Source organism: Rasiella rasia (assembly GCF_011044175.1).
In the GTDB taxonomy this organism is placed as follows: Bacteria; Bacteroidota; Bacteroidia; order Flavobacteriales; family Flavobacteriaceae; genus Marinirhabdus; species Marinirhabdus rasia.
Genome location: NZ_CP049057.1, coordinates 671,433 through 687,029, shown reverse-complemented (window position 1 = coordinate 687,029; position 15,597 = coordinate 671,433). Strand labels below are relative to the sequence as shown.

Below are 15,597 nucleotides of genomic sequence, written 5' to 3'. Positions count from 1 at the left end.
CTATGAGAAATAAAATATTTATGTACCTGTTCTTTTTTGCCGTACTGTTCATAATCTTTCAGTATATGAATGAAAAGTCCATTTTTGAGTCTCAGGAAAAACAGATAAACGGTTTGTCCTTGCAGAAGCAAGAGGCTGACTCACTTAGATTGCAAGCCCAGAACCAACTTGTTGAAGCAAATTATTTCAATTTAATGGGTAACGATGATGCAATGACCTATTTGGAAAACCTTGGAATGGAGGCCGAAGAAGTAAAGAAAATGGTTTCAGATGCTATTCATGAAAAAAACTTTGAGGCTGGAGGAAACCCACTAGTGCCGGTAGAAGGAGGTGTGGGTGAGATGCGTATTAACAAGGTGAAATTTTTAAACCACCGTTGGGTAATTGGTAATTTTAGTGATGGTAATTATTGGGGCGAGGTGCTTATAGATTACTTTTTTGATGAAAACAATAAGCTGTTCCTTAAAACCATAGACGCCGTAATTTATACAAATTAATTTAAGACAGCAGCAAAGGATGCTACTGTTGTGATGCTAACCATGTTTTGAATTCATAAAAGTTTTGCGGTGCAACGCCATGCCCCACAGGAAATTCTGAATAGGTACACGGTATCGATAAATTTTCTAAAAAAGGCTTGGTTTTTTGTGCCCAAGCAACAGGAATTACTTGGTCTACTGTACCGTGAGATGTATAGACATTGAGTTTGCTAAAATCATTCGATTCAAAACCTTCTTTTAAGATAGCTTCATTTATATAGCCGCTTAGCCCGATAACATTTTTCACCTTTGCTGGGTAACTTAACGCAATTGAAAAACTGAGAATAGTGCCTTGGCTAAACCCTAGCAAGGTGATGTTGTCTGAGTCTATTTCGTATTTCTCAACAATTTCATCAATACACTTCACTACCAACTCTCGTGAAGCGATAGCTTGCTCATCATCACTAAACTTTCCGTTGGCATCATCAAAATAGATATTGTACCAAGCATTGCCATAAGGTTGCATTGGTATGGGGGCTTTCAAAGAAAAAATAGCATATGTTTCAGGCAATTCTGAAGCAAAAGAAAATAAATCATTCTCATCGCTACCAAACCCATGCAGCATTATAATTGCCGGGGGTTTAGTTCCATTAGAAATTGCCGGTTTATAATTGTGATCTAGAGATAAAACTTGTTTTTCCATGTATATATTAAAGAAGCCGCAAGTTACAAAACTGCGGCTTACTTAAATACTTTAAACCTTTACTTATCCGAAGTTTTTAAAAATATCTGCAAAAAAAGAACCTACTACGGGAACTGGCTTTTTTTCTCCTTGCGCAGCATTCATAATACCCAGAATCATCAGTATCAAAGAAATAACATATACTAAGTTAGACAGAAATGGAATATAAATTATACTTACAAGAATGCTTACTACAAAGCTTAAAATTATTGATAACAAAATAATACCGAGACTTTGCCTTATATGGTAACTGGTAAATTCATTTCTAGAGCTGTTGTTAGAGATAAAAGCAATAATTAGCCCAATTAATGTAACATAGGCAATAATTGCCATAGTTTTTCCTTCTTCTACGGTTTTGTTGGTTTCCATGATGTTAAGATTGGTTATGCCTAAAGGTAGTAATTCTACCCCAAAAATGTAAACCACGTTTGAAACTTTTTACTGAAGAAAGGAATACCCGTTGTTTTATTCGCTATCGCCATAGCCAAGCTATAGCACCATAACACAAATGCAGTAATATATAAGATATCGCCTAGTAAAAGATTGATATTGTATTGGCTAACAATGGCAACTAACATTAAGAGACATAAACCAAACATGTTTTTTATGTGCCAAGTAGCAAAGGCTTCTGGTTTGTCTTTGTTCATTGAAACAGCTATAAACATCCCTACAAAAGTGATGTATGCAATTACGGCTTTAGTTTTGCCAGCTGGAGAACTATTCATTCAGAACTAATTTTTTATTTGCAAAAACACCATACACCTTACCTTGCATAGGTTGTTCTAACATGGCGGCATTCTTTGACGTAGATAGAATGTGTTTAGTTTCAAATTTCCAAGTTGTGCTTGGCGAGAAGAGTGTAAGGTCTGCATTAACTCCTTCTGAAATAGCATTACACGGTAGTCCAAAGCGTTTCTTTAAGCCTATTAATGCTTGTACTGCGGTTTCTACATCCACCACACCCAACAAAGCTCCAAAGCAACTTTCTAGTCCGATACTCCCAAAGGCGGCATGGTCAAATTCTGTTTTTTTGTCTTCTATAATTCTCGGGTCATGGTTGCTCGTAACCCCGTCTATAACACCTTGTTCTAAACCTTTTTTAAGCGCAGTTACGTCTTCTTTAGTTCGTAGAGGAGGTAAAAGTTTGTAGTTGGTGTCAAAAGATGCTAGGGTATCATCTGTAAGGCAGAGATTATTTATAGATACGCTACAACTAACATCTAGGCCTTTCTTTTTAGCTTCCTTAATTAAGGCAACAGACTTCTTAGTAGAGATGGTTGGAATATGCAATTTACCTCCAGTGTATTCTAGTAGGTAGAGATCACGTGTAATTTGTAATTCTTCAGAAAGTGAGGGAATACCTTTTAATCCTAATTTAGTACTGTTAATCTCTTCATGCACTAAACCTGTTCTAGCAATAGAAGGGTTCATAGGAAATGACTGTACCAATGCATCAAAATTTTGAGCATATTGTAGCGCTATTTTTAGCAAATTCGCATTTTCTATGGGGTGTTGATAATCATAAAAACTAACGGCACCTTCTGTAGTCATGTCGTACAACTCGGCTAAGTGTTCTCCTTTACTTTTTTGCGTTAAAGCGCCTACCGGATGTAACGAGACAGCGTGTCCCTGAGCTTTACCTTTTACATATTGAATACCAGATTTATTGTCTACAACGGGTTCTGTATTGGCATTAAGTGCAATATGAGTAAACCCAGACGCCGCGGCAACTTTTAGGCCATTTGAAATAGTTTCTCGGTCTTCAAATCCGGGTTCTCCAAAGCATACATTACTATCAAACCAACCGCACGAAACATGAAGGTTATCTTTTTTTACCACCTTAGCGTCATTTGTAGGAATGGTTGCTGCTATTTTAACAACCTTTCCATTCTCTACTAAGATGTCTCGTTTCTTGCCATGATGTTTACTCGTAGCATCTATTATAGTCGCGTCTTTTAGTAAAATTGCACCCATAGTTAATTTTTGTAAAATTTCAGCACTAACATTTCAAGAATAAGGAATAGTAAGGCAAAAATAACAAACCATTTCCAGAAACTTGTAATACTATTTTCTTCAGTAAGCGTGTCGAATAAGGTTTCTATACTATCATAATTACGCACATTTTGCCAATCGCCCACGTCTAAGTAGGTTAAATTACTTTCTGATCTAGGGAAATTATAACTCACGTCTTCCAGAAAGGTGCCATTATTTTCTATGCCGAAAATTCCTGCGATTCCAGGTTCGTCGGTTGTTGTAATTAGTACTTTATTGGCTTTTGCTTGTTGCAACGGAACAAAATTTGAAACACTATCTTTTAGAGTAACAATTTCATCTTGCACCAAATTTACTGGAACCGCATAGGTGTTTTGTACGCCCGTATGGTAATACAACTGTGTAATTGGGAGACTCTGTTGTGCCATATTGAGTAGGGTAGGCACAATAAGCGGAGAACTCTTGAAATTACTATTGCCATCATTAAACGCTGCGGTACCTACGTACACACTTCCTTGTTGAATAATAAAAGGTTTACCGTCTTCAAACTTTAATGCCGCAGTTGCATTGGTGCTAGTAGGGTAGTAAGCATTTACCTTTGGATATTGGAAATTTGCCACTTGGCGTTCAAAAACATCTTTGTAAAGCGGGTGAGAAAACACAATTTGCGTAATTTTCTTTTCCTGCTTAGCAATGCCATCAAAATTTCCTACTTGTAAACGATTTAAAAGCGTGTTGTACTCTTGTAATCTACCTTCTTCTGAAGGGATGATTAGGATACTTCCTCCTTTGGTAACAAAATCGGCAACCGCAGTAACAAGTGAATTAGGAATTGATTCAAGTTCGTTAAGTACAATAAAATTCTGATCAGAAAAAGCATTGTAATCCTGTTGGTTAGCAGTTTGCGCCACATATTCAAACTCGCTGTTGTCAAAGATACGCTGTAAGAATGCTGCATTACTTTCTGAAATAGACAAAACCTTTATTTTCTTAGGCGTGTTAATGCTGAAATATAAGCTGTTATCATAACTTAGATTGGCATCATCTATGGTAAGCTTTCCTTTAAAAACCGTATTGGCGTCTACATCGAATGTAACGGTGTTTTCCTTTTTTGCTGAAAAATCTACTGCCGATTTGGCCACTAATGCGTTACCGTTAAATAACGAAACTGCTACCGAAGCAGGTGTGGTGCCCATAGCCGAAACACTTACGTTCAATTTTATCGTACTAGCGTTTTGCGATGCTATGTATGCAGTATCAATACTAACATTGTTAAAGTTTTGAGGCTGCAGTTGTACGGCTTCAACAGAAATATTAGTAGGAACGTTAGGAGGGACCCCATTCGATTGAAAGTCTGAAATCCATAACAATCGTTTGTCACTTCCAACATCCTTTGAAAATAACTGATTAGCCTTTAAAATCACCTCGTCTGGTGTTAGCTGTTTAGCTACGTAGGGAGTTTCTAGTACAGCCGATTTAAAATCTTGAATGCTGGTGTTTTTTTGTTGGGTGGTGTTGGTAAGCCAGCTAATTTTTGAATCTCCCGTGGCCTCGTCATATAATTGTTGTTTAGCCCGTTGTAGCAAAGGCCCATTTGCACCTTTAGCTTGCATACTAAAGCTATTGTCTAAGTACACTACCGTTTCTTTTTTACTGTTTAAGGCGGTCTTTGAAGCAGTAAAAGGTTGCGCAAAAGCGAGAATAATAAAGGCTAGTGCTAGTAAGCGTAGTAAAAGAGTAAGCCACTTTTTTAGTTGTGAACTTTTTCTTGTCTGGATATTGACCTTTTTCAGAAAAGCAACGTTCGTAAAAGCAATTTTCTGAAATTTCCGAAGTTGGAAAAGATGAATAATAATAGGGATGAGCAGTAAAAAAAGTGCGTAAAGAAGTTCTGGGTGTTTAAACTGCATTCCTTATAAGATTGCCCAAAGATAGAAAATGGTTTCGAAACTTACTACTTCTTTATGGTAAAGGTGAAAGTGGTTCCTATTCCTAGTTCAGATTCTAAAGAAATCATACCACCAAGCTTGCTAACAATGTTCAATACCGTTGCTAGTCCGATACCCGTTCCTATATGTCCGTTCCGATCTTTTTCTCCCGTAGTTTTAAATAGCTGAAATATTCCTTCTTGCTTTTTTGCGTCAATACCAATCCCGTTGTCTTGAACTGAAAAAATGTAATAAGAATCATTTTCAGCAAAGGTGGTTGTCACACTCGGTACGCTACTTCGATTGTATTTTAATGAATTGCCAACAAGATTTATAAAAATTTGAACCAGCGCTGGCTGATTTACAAAAATGGTAATATCATCTTCCGGATGTTTAAATTCTGCATTATCTATAAAAAGAATATCTTCTATTTCTTCATAAATGGCAGACAACGAGACATAGACCTTTTCTTTCGCTAGCAGCTCATCACTTTTGTAATATTTCAACATTCCATCAATGTACGTTTTCAAAGTAAGCGAAGACTCCTCTATATAATCGATATACTGGTTACCTGTAGCGTCAAAATTTGGTCCGTATTCTTCTTTTAGCAGGCGTGCAAGCGCTGTTATGTTGGCAAGGGGTGATTTTAAATCGTGAGATACTATACCGGCGAATTCCTTTAGCTCTCTATTTCGCTTCTGTAAGGTGTCTCTGGTGTTCTTTAATGCTATATTCTTTTTTTGTAATTCAAATAGCTTAACCACTTGCTTTGCCATAGCGATAATTATCTTTTTCTGCTTTTTTGAAAGCACCCGTGGTTTGGTATCAAAAATACATAAGGTACCCAATGACAAACCATCTTCGGTACGTAGGGGGGCGCCTGCATAAAAAACAGCCTTGTTTTCAATAACTAACGGATTATCTTCAAAACGAGGGTCTAGTCTAGCATCTTCGATAATAAATAGCGGTTCAGGCTCTAAAATGGCATGTCCGCAAAAAGAAATGTCTCTAGAAGATTCGTTAAAAGGCAGACCGTAATGTGATTTTAAGAAATTTCTTTCGGCATCTAAAAGCGTAATTAAAGAAATTGGGGCTTCGCAAATTCCTGCAATTAGACTTGTAATATCGTCAAACTCTTCTTCCGGAAGGGTGTCTAAAAGGCCGTAGGAGTGTACAGCTTCGAGCCTCTGTTGCTCGTTATCTGGGGTCTTTGGGGATATCATATAATTGTAATGTACGTTTTACTATGGAACGTCGCTCGAAAACAAATATACTTGATACGTGATTCAAAAAATGTTGCCGACTTGTTAAAACAATATAAAAGTATTTATTCAACTTAAAATTTTTCAAAAGCACCTAGCCCAAATAGAGCAAAATCGTATTTAACCGGGTCTTCTGGGTCGAGTAGTCGTAAGGCACTATCTAGCTCTGCTAGGGCTTTTCCATCATTTTGCTTTCTTTTTAATATGCCTAATTTTCTTGCCACATTGCCACTATGTACGTCTAATGGGCAAGACAAGGCACTAGAAGATATGTTATTCCATATACCGAAATCTACACCCGCTAGGTCTTGACGTACCATCCAACGCAAATACATATTAAGACGTTTTGCTGCAGAATTTTTCAATGGGTCGCTAACATGTTTTTGTGTACGTATAAGGTGAGGTAAACTAAAAAAAGTCGCTTTAAATTCATGAATTGCACGTTGCGTATCAGTCTTTGTACTGTGGTTGCTAAAAATAGCTTCTAAGCCTCCATAGTTTTTATAGAGGTGTTGGAGGGCAGTTATAAAGTACTGAAAATCTATTGCATTAAAAGTTCTATGAACAAAAGGGGATAGGCTCTTAATCTCTTTTTCTGAAGCGTTTAAAACAAAATCGTATGGAGACTGTTCTAAAAAATATAAAATTTTTTCAGCGTTAGTAATGATACTCTTTCTATTACCCCAAGCAATGGTAGCAGTAAGAAACCCAGCGATTTCAATATCTTCTTTTTTAGTAAATCTATGCGGAATTTGAATTGGATCGGTCTCAATAAAATCTGTGCAATTGTATTGAATTACTTTTTCGTCTAAAAACGCCTTTAACTGTGCTTGGTTCATATCTAGAGGTAGTCGTTAAGCGATAGTTTTTAGTCTCAAATTTTGGATTGTCATACTATAGAATAGCTAAATGCTAAACTTAAAGGCTGCTAATAATTTTACCATCTTGCATGGTAAGTTTTCGGTCTGCCATGGCTGCTAATTCTTCGTTGTGAGTTACTATTACAAAGGTTTGTCCAAATTGATCTCGAAGTTGAAAGAACAAGTTGTGTAGATTTTCTGCGCTTTCGGTATCTAAATTTCCACTTGGTTCATCTGCCAACACAATGGCTGGGTTATTTATCAATGCCCTTGCAACGGCTACGCGCTGTTGTTCTCCCCCAGAAAGTTCGTTGGGTTTATGCTGCTCTCTGTGTGATAGTCCTAAAAATTTCAGCAGTTCTTTTGCTCTTTTTTCGGCTTCGGCTTTGGGTGTTTTTTTTATAAATGCTGGAATACAGACATTTTCTATCGCGGTAAATTCTGGAAGCAATTGATGAAATTGAAAAATAAATCCCAAGGTAGCATTTCTAAATGCAGCAACTTCCTTCTGTTTTAATCCGCTAATACTTGTGTTGTTTAATTCTAACGAACCTTCAGAAAAAGTATCTAAGGTTCCTAAAATTTGAAGTAACGTAGTTTTTCCTGCACCAGAGGCGCCAACAATCGAAACAATTTCAGATTTATTAATGTGTAAATCTACACCTTTTAGAACATGAAGATCGTCGTAATATTTATGAATATTCTTTGCAGTAATCAATGGATTCTTTTTTTACGAAAGTACGGATTTAATAAAGACTGTTTTATGCATTATTTACAAACAATTGCTTTTGTTAAGCCTCCAGTAGCATAGTTGTTGTGCTGTAATGCTAATGCCGTGGGTTAATAGCGCTATTAATTAAAAGTTAAAAATATAGATTTTACGTTTCACTGAAAGTCTTAACTGTAACTTTGTTTACTATATTCATAATTTCATGGAACAAATTGTATTTGCGGCTGGCTGTTTTTGGTGTACAGAAGCCGTTTTTCAGCGTATTGAAGGTGTTGAAGAAGTGCTGCCTGGGTATACAGGAGGTACCATAAAGAATCCGGCATATCGGGAGGTGTGTATGGGTGTAACGGGACATGCAGAAGTTGTTCAGGTTACCTATAACAGTGCCGTTATTTCTATTGAAGACTTGCTGGAAATTTATTTTGCTACCCATGATCCTACTACATTAAATAGACAAGCCAATGATGTAGGTACTCAATACAGAAGCGCTATTTTCTATACTACCGAAAAACAACGACTTGCGGCAACAAAAATGATTGCCTTGCTAGAAGAAAACGCTATTTTTGATGCACCAATAGTTACAGAGGTTAAGCCGTTGGTTGTTTTTTATAAAGCTGAAATAGAACACAAAGACTATTATAATAATAACAAGAGCCAGCCGTATTGCCAGTTTATTATTGACCCTAAAGTGAAAAAGATTAAAAAATATTACTCAGATAAATTGAAATAAAGAGCATGGGAAGTTACCAGAATTTAGACCAATACGATGCCGATATAACCGAAGGCCTGGCAGATAACTTTACAAATATATTAAAGGGGGTAGGAGAAGATGTTGAACGAGAAGGTATTGTAAAAACACCAGAGCGTGCAGCAAAGGCAATGCAATTTCTTACTTCAGGACATTGCCAAGATCCAGCAGAAATCTTAAAGGGCGCTATGTTTGCTGAAGATTACAACGACATGGTGGTAATTAAAAATATTGAGCTATACTCGTTGTGTGAACACCATATTCTACCTTTCTTCGGAAAAGCACATATAGCTTATATTCCCAACGGCCATATAGTGGGTCTAAGTAAAATTCCACGGGTAGTAGATGTATTTGCTAGACGTCTGCAAGTGCAGGAACGTCTTACACATGATATTTTAGAATGTATTAATAACACTTTAAAACCTAAGGGTGTTGCAGTTGTGATAGAAGCAAGCCATATGTGTATGATGATGCGAGGTGTGCAGAAACAAAATAGTGTAACGACAACTTCTGGTTTTAGAGGTCAGTTTGAAAAAATTGAAACGCGTAATGAATTTCTAAAACTAATCACAAACGATTTGCACTAATATCTCACAATCTTTGGCATCTTTCTTGCGTTATAGTAGTTAGAATTATAACACAACAAAAATGAAAAACTTAAAAAAATCGAACCTTAGAATAGGTATCTTACTAGACATTATTGGTATGTTAACCATGGCAATTCCAGTAGTAGGTCCATTTCTAGATATTTTATGGGCTCCATTTGCAGCTAAAAAAATGACCGAGATGTACGAAGGAGAACAAGGAAAGATAGCATCGGTTGTTGTATTTATTGAAGAAATATTACCAATTTCAGACTTTATACCAACCTTTACTTTAATGTGGTTATACACGTATGTGTGGCAAGGAAAGAAAGATCCTGTGCCTCAAACCATAGAAGTAGAAATTGTAGAATAGTGAATGACTAAATAAATTGAAAAAGGGGCATTAGATAGTATTCTAATGCCCCTTTTCATTATTCAAAAGTAACCTCAAAGGCAACAAAAATATCTGTTTCTCCACCCGCATCATCTAGGGTTCCGTCATTAGGCTTTTTTGGCTCATGACGTAACGATAGTGCAAAGTTTCCAGTTCCGGCTGCATTTGGCAGCAGGGAGAATTCTGTACCTAACGGATTTCCATCATTGTCAAAATTTCCGTAGGCTACTGTACCGTCCAAGGCAGAGCTAAGTAAGAAAAATACTTGGTGTTCGTCACTTTCTTCTTCCACTTCTTCTGTGATGTCTTCGGCAGGACTTTCAGTTTCATTTAAAAACTGAACGGTACCTGCATAGGTTGTACCCACAGTTAAATTTCCAGAAACCGTAACTACGGGGTCGTTTGGTCCATCTCCGTCTGCATCTCTTGACGTAAGGGTTACAGTGTTTCCATTAGCGACTAAATTTACTATTACGGTTGTGATTACTTCTTCTTCATTTACAGGTTCTGGCGTATCATCGTCGTTACTACATGAAGCAAATACAAGTGTTGCAATTAGAGATAGGGCTATTATTTTAAAAGTTTTCATATTTTTTAATTTAGTAATTGATTTTTATTTGTAATTGTATAGTTCTCCCTAGGTCATCGGCATAGTATCGCAGTCTATTCAAATAATCACGATAAGGAGTGTCTAATAAGTTATTTACTGTGAGGGTAACGGCCATGGTATTGTCTGGCATATAGTTGAAAACGGTACCTGCCTTTAAGCCGAGTAAATGATATGCCGAAGGCGGGGTACTTATGTCTACAACTTCAAATGTTTCAGTGCTTGGCAAGAATACCTCAAAGTTATTGTTTGGAAATTCATTTTGTTCAAAAACATAGGTGCTTTCTAAACCTAGAAACGATTCATTAAGAATGGGCAGCTTATATTGAAGCCCATTTATAATCTGCGCTGGCGGCATATTTATTAACGCCTCATCTAGTGTTGTGTCTTGTCCCTTTACAATTGAGAATTGATTATTAAAGGTAAGTCGTTCTGTAATTTCTGCTGAAAAATCAGTGTCTACACCTAACAATCTTGCTTGGGTTTGTCTGTATTCCCAAACTTGAAAATTACCTCGAATGGTTTGTTCAATCCCTGTGGGTTCAATAAGGATAAAATCATTAATGAAGTTTACATACGGATTGATAGAAAATTGGATTTTTCCATGTTTCTTCTGAAGCGTAGCTGTAATTTTTTGTGCCATTTCAGAAGTAAAACGCAGGTCTCCTAACTCAATTCTAGAGGCACTGTGATGTAATCCTTCACTAAATAATTCTGACGCATTGGGCGCTCTTGAGGCTAAAGAGTAATTTGCAAAAAGCGTATAGTCTTCATCTATTGTATAAGCAGCTCCAAGTGTTGCCGAAAAATTATTGAAATGTAATTCAGGATTCACTAAGATTTGGTTACCAAAATTGTCTACCACTAAATCTGGAAATAACACATCGTAATTTCGAGATTCCCAGAACGACGTTCTGTAAAACTTCAAGGCATCTATAAATGTATAGTCAAATCTAGCACCAGCTTCGGCAACTAACCTTTCATTTATAGTAGCATCCAAAATAGCAAATCCAGCCATTTTATACTGGTCGTAATCTGGAATTAACCTTCGTACACCAGTATCTGGATTTGCAAAATTATTTTGATAGCTTGCTACCAACCCAGTTTTTAAATTAACGTTGCTGTTCAACTTACTTGTTAGATCTACCATTAAAGTATGCGTCTTAAGCTCTAAATCTACCGAAGGTTTATCATCGTCGCCTCGTCTTACGTCAAACTCAAACCTATTATTAGCTTGAAAGTCATATTGTACAGCCAATTTGCCGAGGTTATTTAGTTCCATAAACCCAGAAAATTTTGCTAGATGATGGGTAACTTCTTGTCTTGGCACATCGATATCGTATGTGAAATCTCTTATAATCGATGGTTCACCTGAGTTGATGCTAGCGACTTGATCTTGGGCTCCTCCTATGTGAGATGCTCTTAAAATCCCCAACGTACTTTTAAAAAGGGAATAATAGGCATTAAATCCGTAGGTAAGTTTGTTTACACCAAAACTAGCAGAGAGGTTTTGTTCATTTACCCCTGTATTACTCAAGATGTAGTCTGGAGTTTCAAAATCTCCGTATCCTTTAACACTACCTTGAACTCTTGCAAACCATCCACTTTCATAACTTTTGGTAAGCTGGGTGGTAAGCGCGCCTCCGCGGCCATTCGTTTGTCCGGTAAGTATTGTCTTTCCGTACAAAGAGTCTGTTAATCGTACAGGCAACGGTTCTACAATCACAATACCTCCAATAGCATCGCCACTATATTGTAGGGCAGATGCGCCTTTAAGTACCGTAATGCTTCCTGCTGTGTTCAAGTCTATGTTTGGTGAGTGTTCTGCTCCCCATTCTTGGTCTTGTTGCCTAACTCCATTGTTTATTGTGGTAATTCTACTACTGTGCAGTCCGTTAATGATTGGTTTCACTACGGCATTACCTGTTGTGAGTGATGATACACCACTTATTTGTCGCAGGGCATCACCAAGACTTGCACCACTATACGTATCAATAACGTCTGTAGCCAGCTTGTTTTCTAATAAACTTTCAGTTTTAGTTACAAACCCACGGGCAGTCACAAGTACTTGTTCTAAGGCTTCTAAGTGATGTTCTAGCTGAAATGTTTGTTGCACATCTTCGGTTACAACCACTGTAAAAGGCTCAGTTTTACATTCTGGATGTGAAATCTGTAAATTGTATGTCCCCTCGCAGAGGTTATTTATTTTAAAATTTCCGTCGAAATCGGTCACGACTGCTTTTTCAACGCCGGCAACAATAACAGTTGCTCCGGCCAAAACGCTTTGGTCGTGCAAATCTATTACCGTACCCGATAAAATAAGGTTACAATTTTGGGATAACACATAGGGGCTCACCAAAGCAAGCACCATTAAATAAATAAACTTCATGGAATATTAATTTTCAACAAGAAACAAGAATTGTATGCTGTTGAAAATAGGGAGGACCTCTGGCTCGAATAAATTGCGATATGCCGAGCTCTTTAGGAGCTTGATAATAAAAAGATAATGTAGTTTCGTCAATAAAGACTTTTTGCTCCTCAAAATTAAATGTATAGCTTGGAGCAAGTGGTATAAGGAATTTGGTAAAGTCGCAATCTAGGTCGTTCTCATGGAGGTGTGTACTTACATTTCCGCAGAATGTATGTTCATGTTCTTCGAAAAGATGCGAAAATTGTAACGCAGAAGGAAACACAATAGCGCACAGTAACAGGTATGTTACCACAGATACAACTATGTGTTTAATTTGTGTCATATTATTTTTTCAGTAAAAAACCGAGTTTCATGCTACGTAGCATTTTCTTTTCGAAATTCCAGAAAAACTCGTATTCTCCGAATAACCAGCCAAAAGTAACTAATAGGACTTGATAAATAGGAAAAATTATTAAAATTCTAACAGGCCAATACACATACCATCCTATGTCTTTAGTTATGCCAACAGCTTCTGTTAACGGACCCGCAAATTTGGCAGAAGTACTACCTGTAATGGCAAAAACGATGAAAATCACTGTTAGTTGCCAATCTGACTGAATATTCCAGCGTTGTTTAAGTTTCTTCAATTTCTAAGTCCTGGAAAGTTTTGATTGTATTCTCTAGAGAAATATCTGAAATATTGAAAGAGTAGGTAATTCACCTCTTTTCCGTAGCGAACACTTGGGTTGTATTCAATGCGTTGCGGATATAAATCTCGGGAAAAACGTATGTTTAACACACGACGATTGTATTCAGATACAAAAAGATGGTTTCGTCGTTCTAAATAATTAATCTCGTAATAATCTTGAGGTGGTTGGGTGTTTAAAAACCTTGGAAAACCAATGTCTGTAATAATAATTTCATATTCTAAGCTGTCATTGGCAATTCGAACAGATTCTATCTCTTTATCTGAGTTTTCTTGCTGAGCGCCCATTACAGCCTTTTCTGGAGTGGTGCATTGCACCAACCCAAGTGTAATAAGTAAAACAAAGAGAACTCTTTTCATAACTATCAAATTTACAAATTTGGTGCCGTGATAAGTTGGTTTTAACTTCATTTAACAAAAACGCTTCATACCTAAGGCAGAAGCGTCTTATATGTTTTGTAAAAAGAAAGGATTTATTTTCCGAAAAGTCCGCCAAGCAATCCGCCGCCGCCGCTTTTATTTCCTCCTAAAATCATTCCTGCTACGTCGTCTATAACGCTTCCATCGTTATCTCCATCTAGTATAGACTCAATAAGGCTCTGTTGCTTAGGTTGTTCTTGTTCGCCTCCGCCTAGAAGACCTCCTAGCAAACTACCAATACCATTTTGGTCTGAAATACTTTTTTGTTTCTTTTCTTTTCCTAAATATCCAAGTACAATTGGCGCTACAACAGTGAGTATACGCATTACACTATCTGTGTCTACACCAGACTTGTTAGACAAGGCGCTCACCACGTTGTTTTGAGACCCACCAAGTACATGACCCAAAATTCCAAGTCCGTCTTGTTTTGCCGACTCATTTACACCACCGCCAAAAAAGCCTCCAAGGTTGTCAAGTATACTTCCGTCATGTTTGTTGTCTAAAGCTCCCATTAAACCAGCTGCTCCTTCTGGAGAGCTTGCATTTCTTTTCATGGCTCCCATCAATAAAGGAAGTGCCATAGATACTACAGAAGCTGTTTTATCTGCAGGTTGGCGTGTCTCCTGACTCACACCACCAATTATTTGTTTACCTAAATCGCTATTTAATAAGTCTAAAATTCCTGACATTTTTTTAAGTTTTAATGTTGCATTTAAAGATACATAATATCCTTAAGAAACTGGTTTTAAAATATTGATTATCTGTTCGGCTAATTCGGTTCCAATTCTGTCCTGTGCCTCATTAGTTGCAGCTCCAATATGCGGACTCAATGAAATTTTATCATTCATTAAGACTTTAATAGCCGGGGTTGGTTCTTCTTCAAAAGTATCTAACCCTGCAAATGATAATTTTTTACTTTCTAAGGCATCAAGCAAGGCAACCTCATCAATCACACCACCTCTTGCTGCGTTTATGATGGCAGCACCATCTTTCATTTTAGCAATTTCCTCTTTGCCAATAATGTACTCCTTTTGAGCAGGAACATGTAGTGTAATAAAGTCGCTATGCTGAATTAATTCTGAAACGGGCTCCGTTTTAATTTTTAGCGTTACCTGCTGTCCATCATAAAAATCGAGCGTAATATCTGCTTCACCTACATAGTTGTCGCTTGCAATTACCTTCATACCACAACCTAAGGCAATTTTTGCAACTTCACGACCAATTCGACCAAAACCGATAATCCCCATTGTTTTACCACGTAATTCTGAACCTTTAGCATAGTTTTTCTTAAGCTCTTTAAATTTAGAATCACCGTCTAAAGGCATATTTCTGTTGGCATCGTGTAAAAAGCGAACGCCACCAAATAAATGAGCGAATACTAATTCTGCTACAGACGATGATGAAGCAGCAGGTGTGTTAATTACATGTAGTCCTTTCTCACGAGCGTATGCCACATCTATGTTATCCATACCAACACCACCTCGGCCAATGATTTTAATACTCGGACAAGCATCTATTATGTCTTTTCGCACTTGCGTTGCACTACGAACCAAAATAACATCGACTTGATGTTCGTTTATAAAATTAATAAGTTGCTCTTGTGCTACTTTAGTTGTGATAACTTCAAAGCCGCCTTTTTCTAGAGCGTTCACCCCACTTTGTGATATTCCATCGTTTGCTAAAACCTTCATATTATTTATTTCGCTGCTATTGCAGTATTATTAATTCTATTATCTAA

At 37.1% G+C, this 15,597-nt stretch carries 19 protein-coding genes; 4 read left to right on the top strand and 15 right to left on the bottom strand.

The features are described 5' to 3' along the window. Positions 1–2: 2 nt before the first annotated feature. Complete coding sequence (locus G5B37_RS03175) at positions 3–497, top strand: hypothetical protein (protein WP_164678628.1); 495 nt, start codon at positions 3–5, stop codon at positions 495–497. 22 nt (positions 498–519) lie between these two features. Here G5B37_RS03175 and G5B37_RS03170 read toward each other — a convergent pair whose 3' ends face one another. The 8 genes from G5B37_RS03170 to G5B37_RS03135 all read right to left on the bottom strand — a co-directional run bounded on the left by G5B37_RS03170 (position 520) and on the right by G5B37_RS03135 (position 7,978). After that, complete coding sequence (locus G5B37_RS03170; RefSeq protein WP_164678627.1) at positions 520–1,179, bottom strand: alpha/beta hydrolase; 660 nt, start codon at positions 1,177–1,179, stop codon at positions 520–522. Positions 1,180–1,242: 63 nt separating this feature from the next. Then, complete coding sequence (locus G5B37_RS03165; RefSeq protein WP_164678626.1) at positions 1,243–1,587, bottom strand: DUF4870 domain-containing protein; 345 nt, start codon at positions 1,585–1,587, stop codon at positions 1,243–1,245. A gap of 35 nt (positions 1,588–1,622) precedes the next feature. Further along, a complete protein-coding gene (locus tag G5B37_RS03160) occupies positions 1,623–1,943 on the bottom strand; it encodes a hypothetical protein (protein ID WP_164678625.1) in 321 nt (106 codons plus the stop codon). Continuing rightward, positions 1,936–3,192, bottom strand: a complete 1,257-nt coding sequence (locus G5B37_RS03155) for a dihydroorotase (RefSeq protein WP_164678624.1) — start codon at positions 3,190–3,192, stop codon at positions 1,936–1,938. The genes G5B37_RS03160 and G5B37_RS03155 overlap by 8 nt, the downstream gene beginning before the upstream one ends. Before the next feature lie 2 nt (positions 3,193–3,194). Continuing rightward, positions 3,195–5,120 carry a BatA domain-containing protein gene (locus tag G5B37_RS03150; protein ID WP_164678623.1) on the bottom strand — a complete coding sequence of 642 codons (1,926 nt, stop codon included), beginning with the start codon at positions 5,118–5,120 and terminating at the stop codon, positions 3,195–3,197. 44 nt (positions 5,121–5,164) lie between these two features. Continuing rightward, positions 5,165–6,361: a sensor histidine kinase gene (locus tag G5B37_RS03145; RefSeq protein ID WP_164678621.1), complete on the bottom strand. Its 1,197-nt coding sequence runs from the start codon at positions 6,359–6,361 to the stop codon at positions 5,165–5,167. A gap of 113 nt (positions 6,362–6,474) precedes the next feature. Next, positions 6,475–7,239, bottom strand: coding sequence for a TIGR02757 family protein (locus G5B37_RS03140; protein ID WP_164678619.1), 765 nt, complete (start codon positions 7,237–7,239; stop codon positions 6,475–6,477). A 79-nt stretch (positions 7,240–7,318) separates the two neighbouring features. Beyond that, a complete protein-coding gene (locus tag G5B37_RS03135; RefSeq protein WP_164678617.1) occupies positions 7,319–7,978 on the bottom strand; it encodes an ABC transporter ATP-binding protein in 660 nt (219 codons plus the stop codon). Positions 7,979–8,192: 214 nt separating this feature from the next. Here G5B37_RS03135 and msrA point away from each other — a divergent pair, with 214 nt between their 5' ends. The 3 genes from msrA to G5B37_RS03120 all read left to right on the top strand — a co-directional run bounded on the left by msrA (position 8,193) and on the right by G5B37_RS03120 (position 9,695). Continuing rightward, entirely contained in the window at positions 8,193–8,720 is a 528-nt protein-coding gene (gene msrA, locus G5B37_RS03130; RefSeq protein WP_164678615.1) for a peptide-methionine (S)-S-oxide reductase MsrA, read from the top strand. Positions 8,721–8,725: 5 nt separating this feature from the next. Continuing rightward, entirely contained in the window at positions 8,726–9,325 is a 600-nt protein-coding gene (folE, locus tag G5B37_RS03125) for a GTP cyclohydrolase I FolE (protein ID WP_164678613.1), read from the top strand. 61 nt (positions 9,326–9,386) lie between these two features. After that, complete coding sequence (locus G5B37_RS03120; RefSeq protein WP_164678611.1) at positions 9,387–9,695, top strand: hypothetical protein; 309 nt, start codon at positions 9,387–9,389, stop codon at positions 9,693–9,695. 58 nt (positions 9,696–9,753) lie between these two features. On the opposite strand, the gene G5B37_RS03115 is transcribed toward G5B37_RS03120, so the two are convergent. The 7 genes from G5B37_RS03115 to G5B37_RS03085 form a co-directional block, all read right to left on the bottom strand. After that, positions 9,754–10,305 carry a type 1 periplasmic binding fold superfamily protein gene (locus G5B37_RS03115; protein ID WP_164678609.1) on the bottom strand — a complete coding sequence of 184 codons (552 nt, stop codon included), beginning with the start codon at positions 10,303–10,305 and terminating at the stop codon, positions 9,754–9,756. A gap of 10 nt (positions 10,306–10,315) precedes the next feature. Further along, positions 10,316–12,712, bottom strand: a complete 2,397-nt coding sequence (locus G5B37_RS03110) for a TonB-dependent receptor (protein ID WP_164678607.1) — start codon at positions 12,710–12,712, stop codon at positions 10,316–10,318. Between the two features lie 13 nt (positions 12,713–12,725). After that, on the bottom strand, positions 12,726–13,076 hold the full coding sequence (locus tag G5B37_RS03105; protein WP_164678605.1) for a hypothetical protein: 351 nt from the start codon (positions 13,074–13,076) through the stop codon (positions 12,726–12,728). 1 nt (position 13,077) lies between these two features. Further along, positions 13,078–13,380, bottom strand: coding sequence for a DUF6787 family protein (locus G5B37_RS03100; protein ID WP_164678604.1), 303 nt, complete (start codon positions 13,378–13,380; stop codon positions 13,078–13,080). Next, positions 13,377–13,799 (bottom strand): DUF6146 family protein, encoded by a 423-nt coding sequence (locus tag G5B37_RS03095; RefSeq protein ID WP_164678603.1) that lies wholly within the window; start codon positions 13,797–13,799, stop codon positions 13,377–13,379. Before G5B37_RS03095 ends, G5B37_RS03100 begins: the two co-directional genes overlap by 4 nt. Before the next feature lie 113 nt (positions 13,800–13,912). Next, entirely contained in the window at positions 13,913–14,548 is a 636-nt protein-coding gene (locus tag G5B37_RS03090) for a DUF937 domain-containing protein (RefSeq protein ID WP_164678602.1), read from the bottom strand. Between the two features lie 42 nt (positions 14,549–14,590). After that, entirely contained in the window at positions 14,591–15,550 is a 960-nt protein-coding gene (locus G5B37_RS03085) for a D-2-hydroxyacid dehydrogenase (RefSeq protein WP_164678601.1), read from the bottom strand. Between the last annotated feature and the right edge of the window lie 47 nt (positions 15,551–15,597).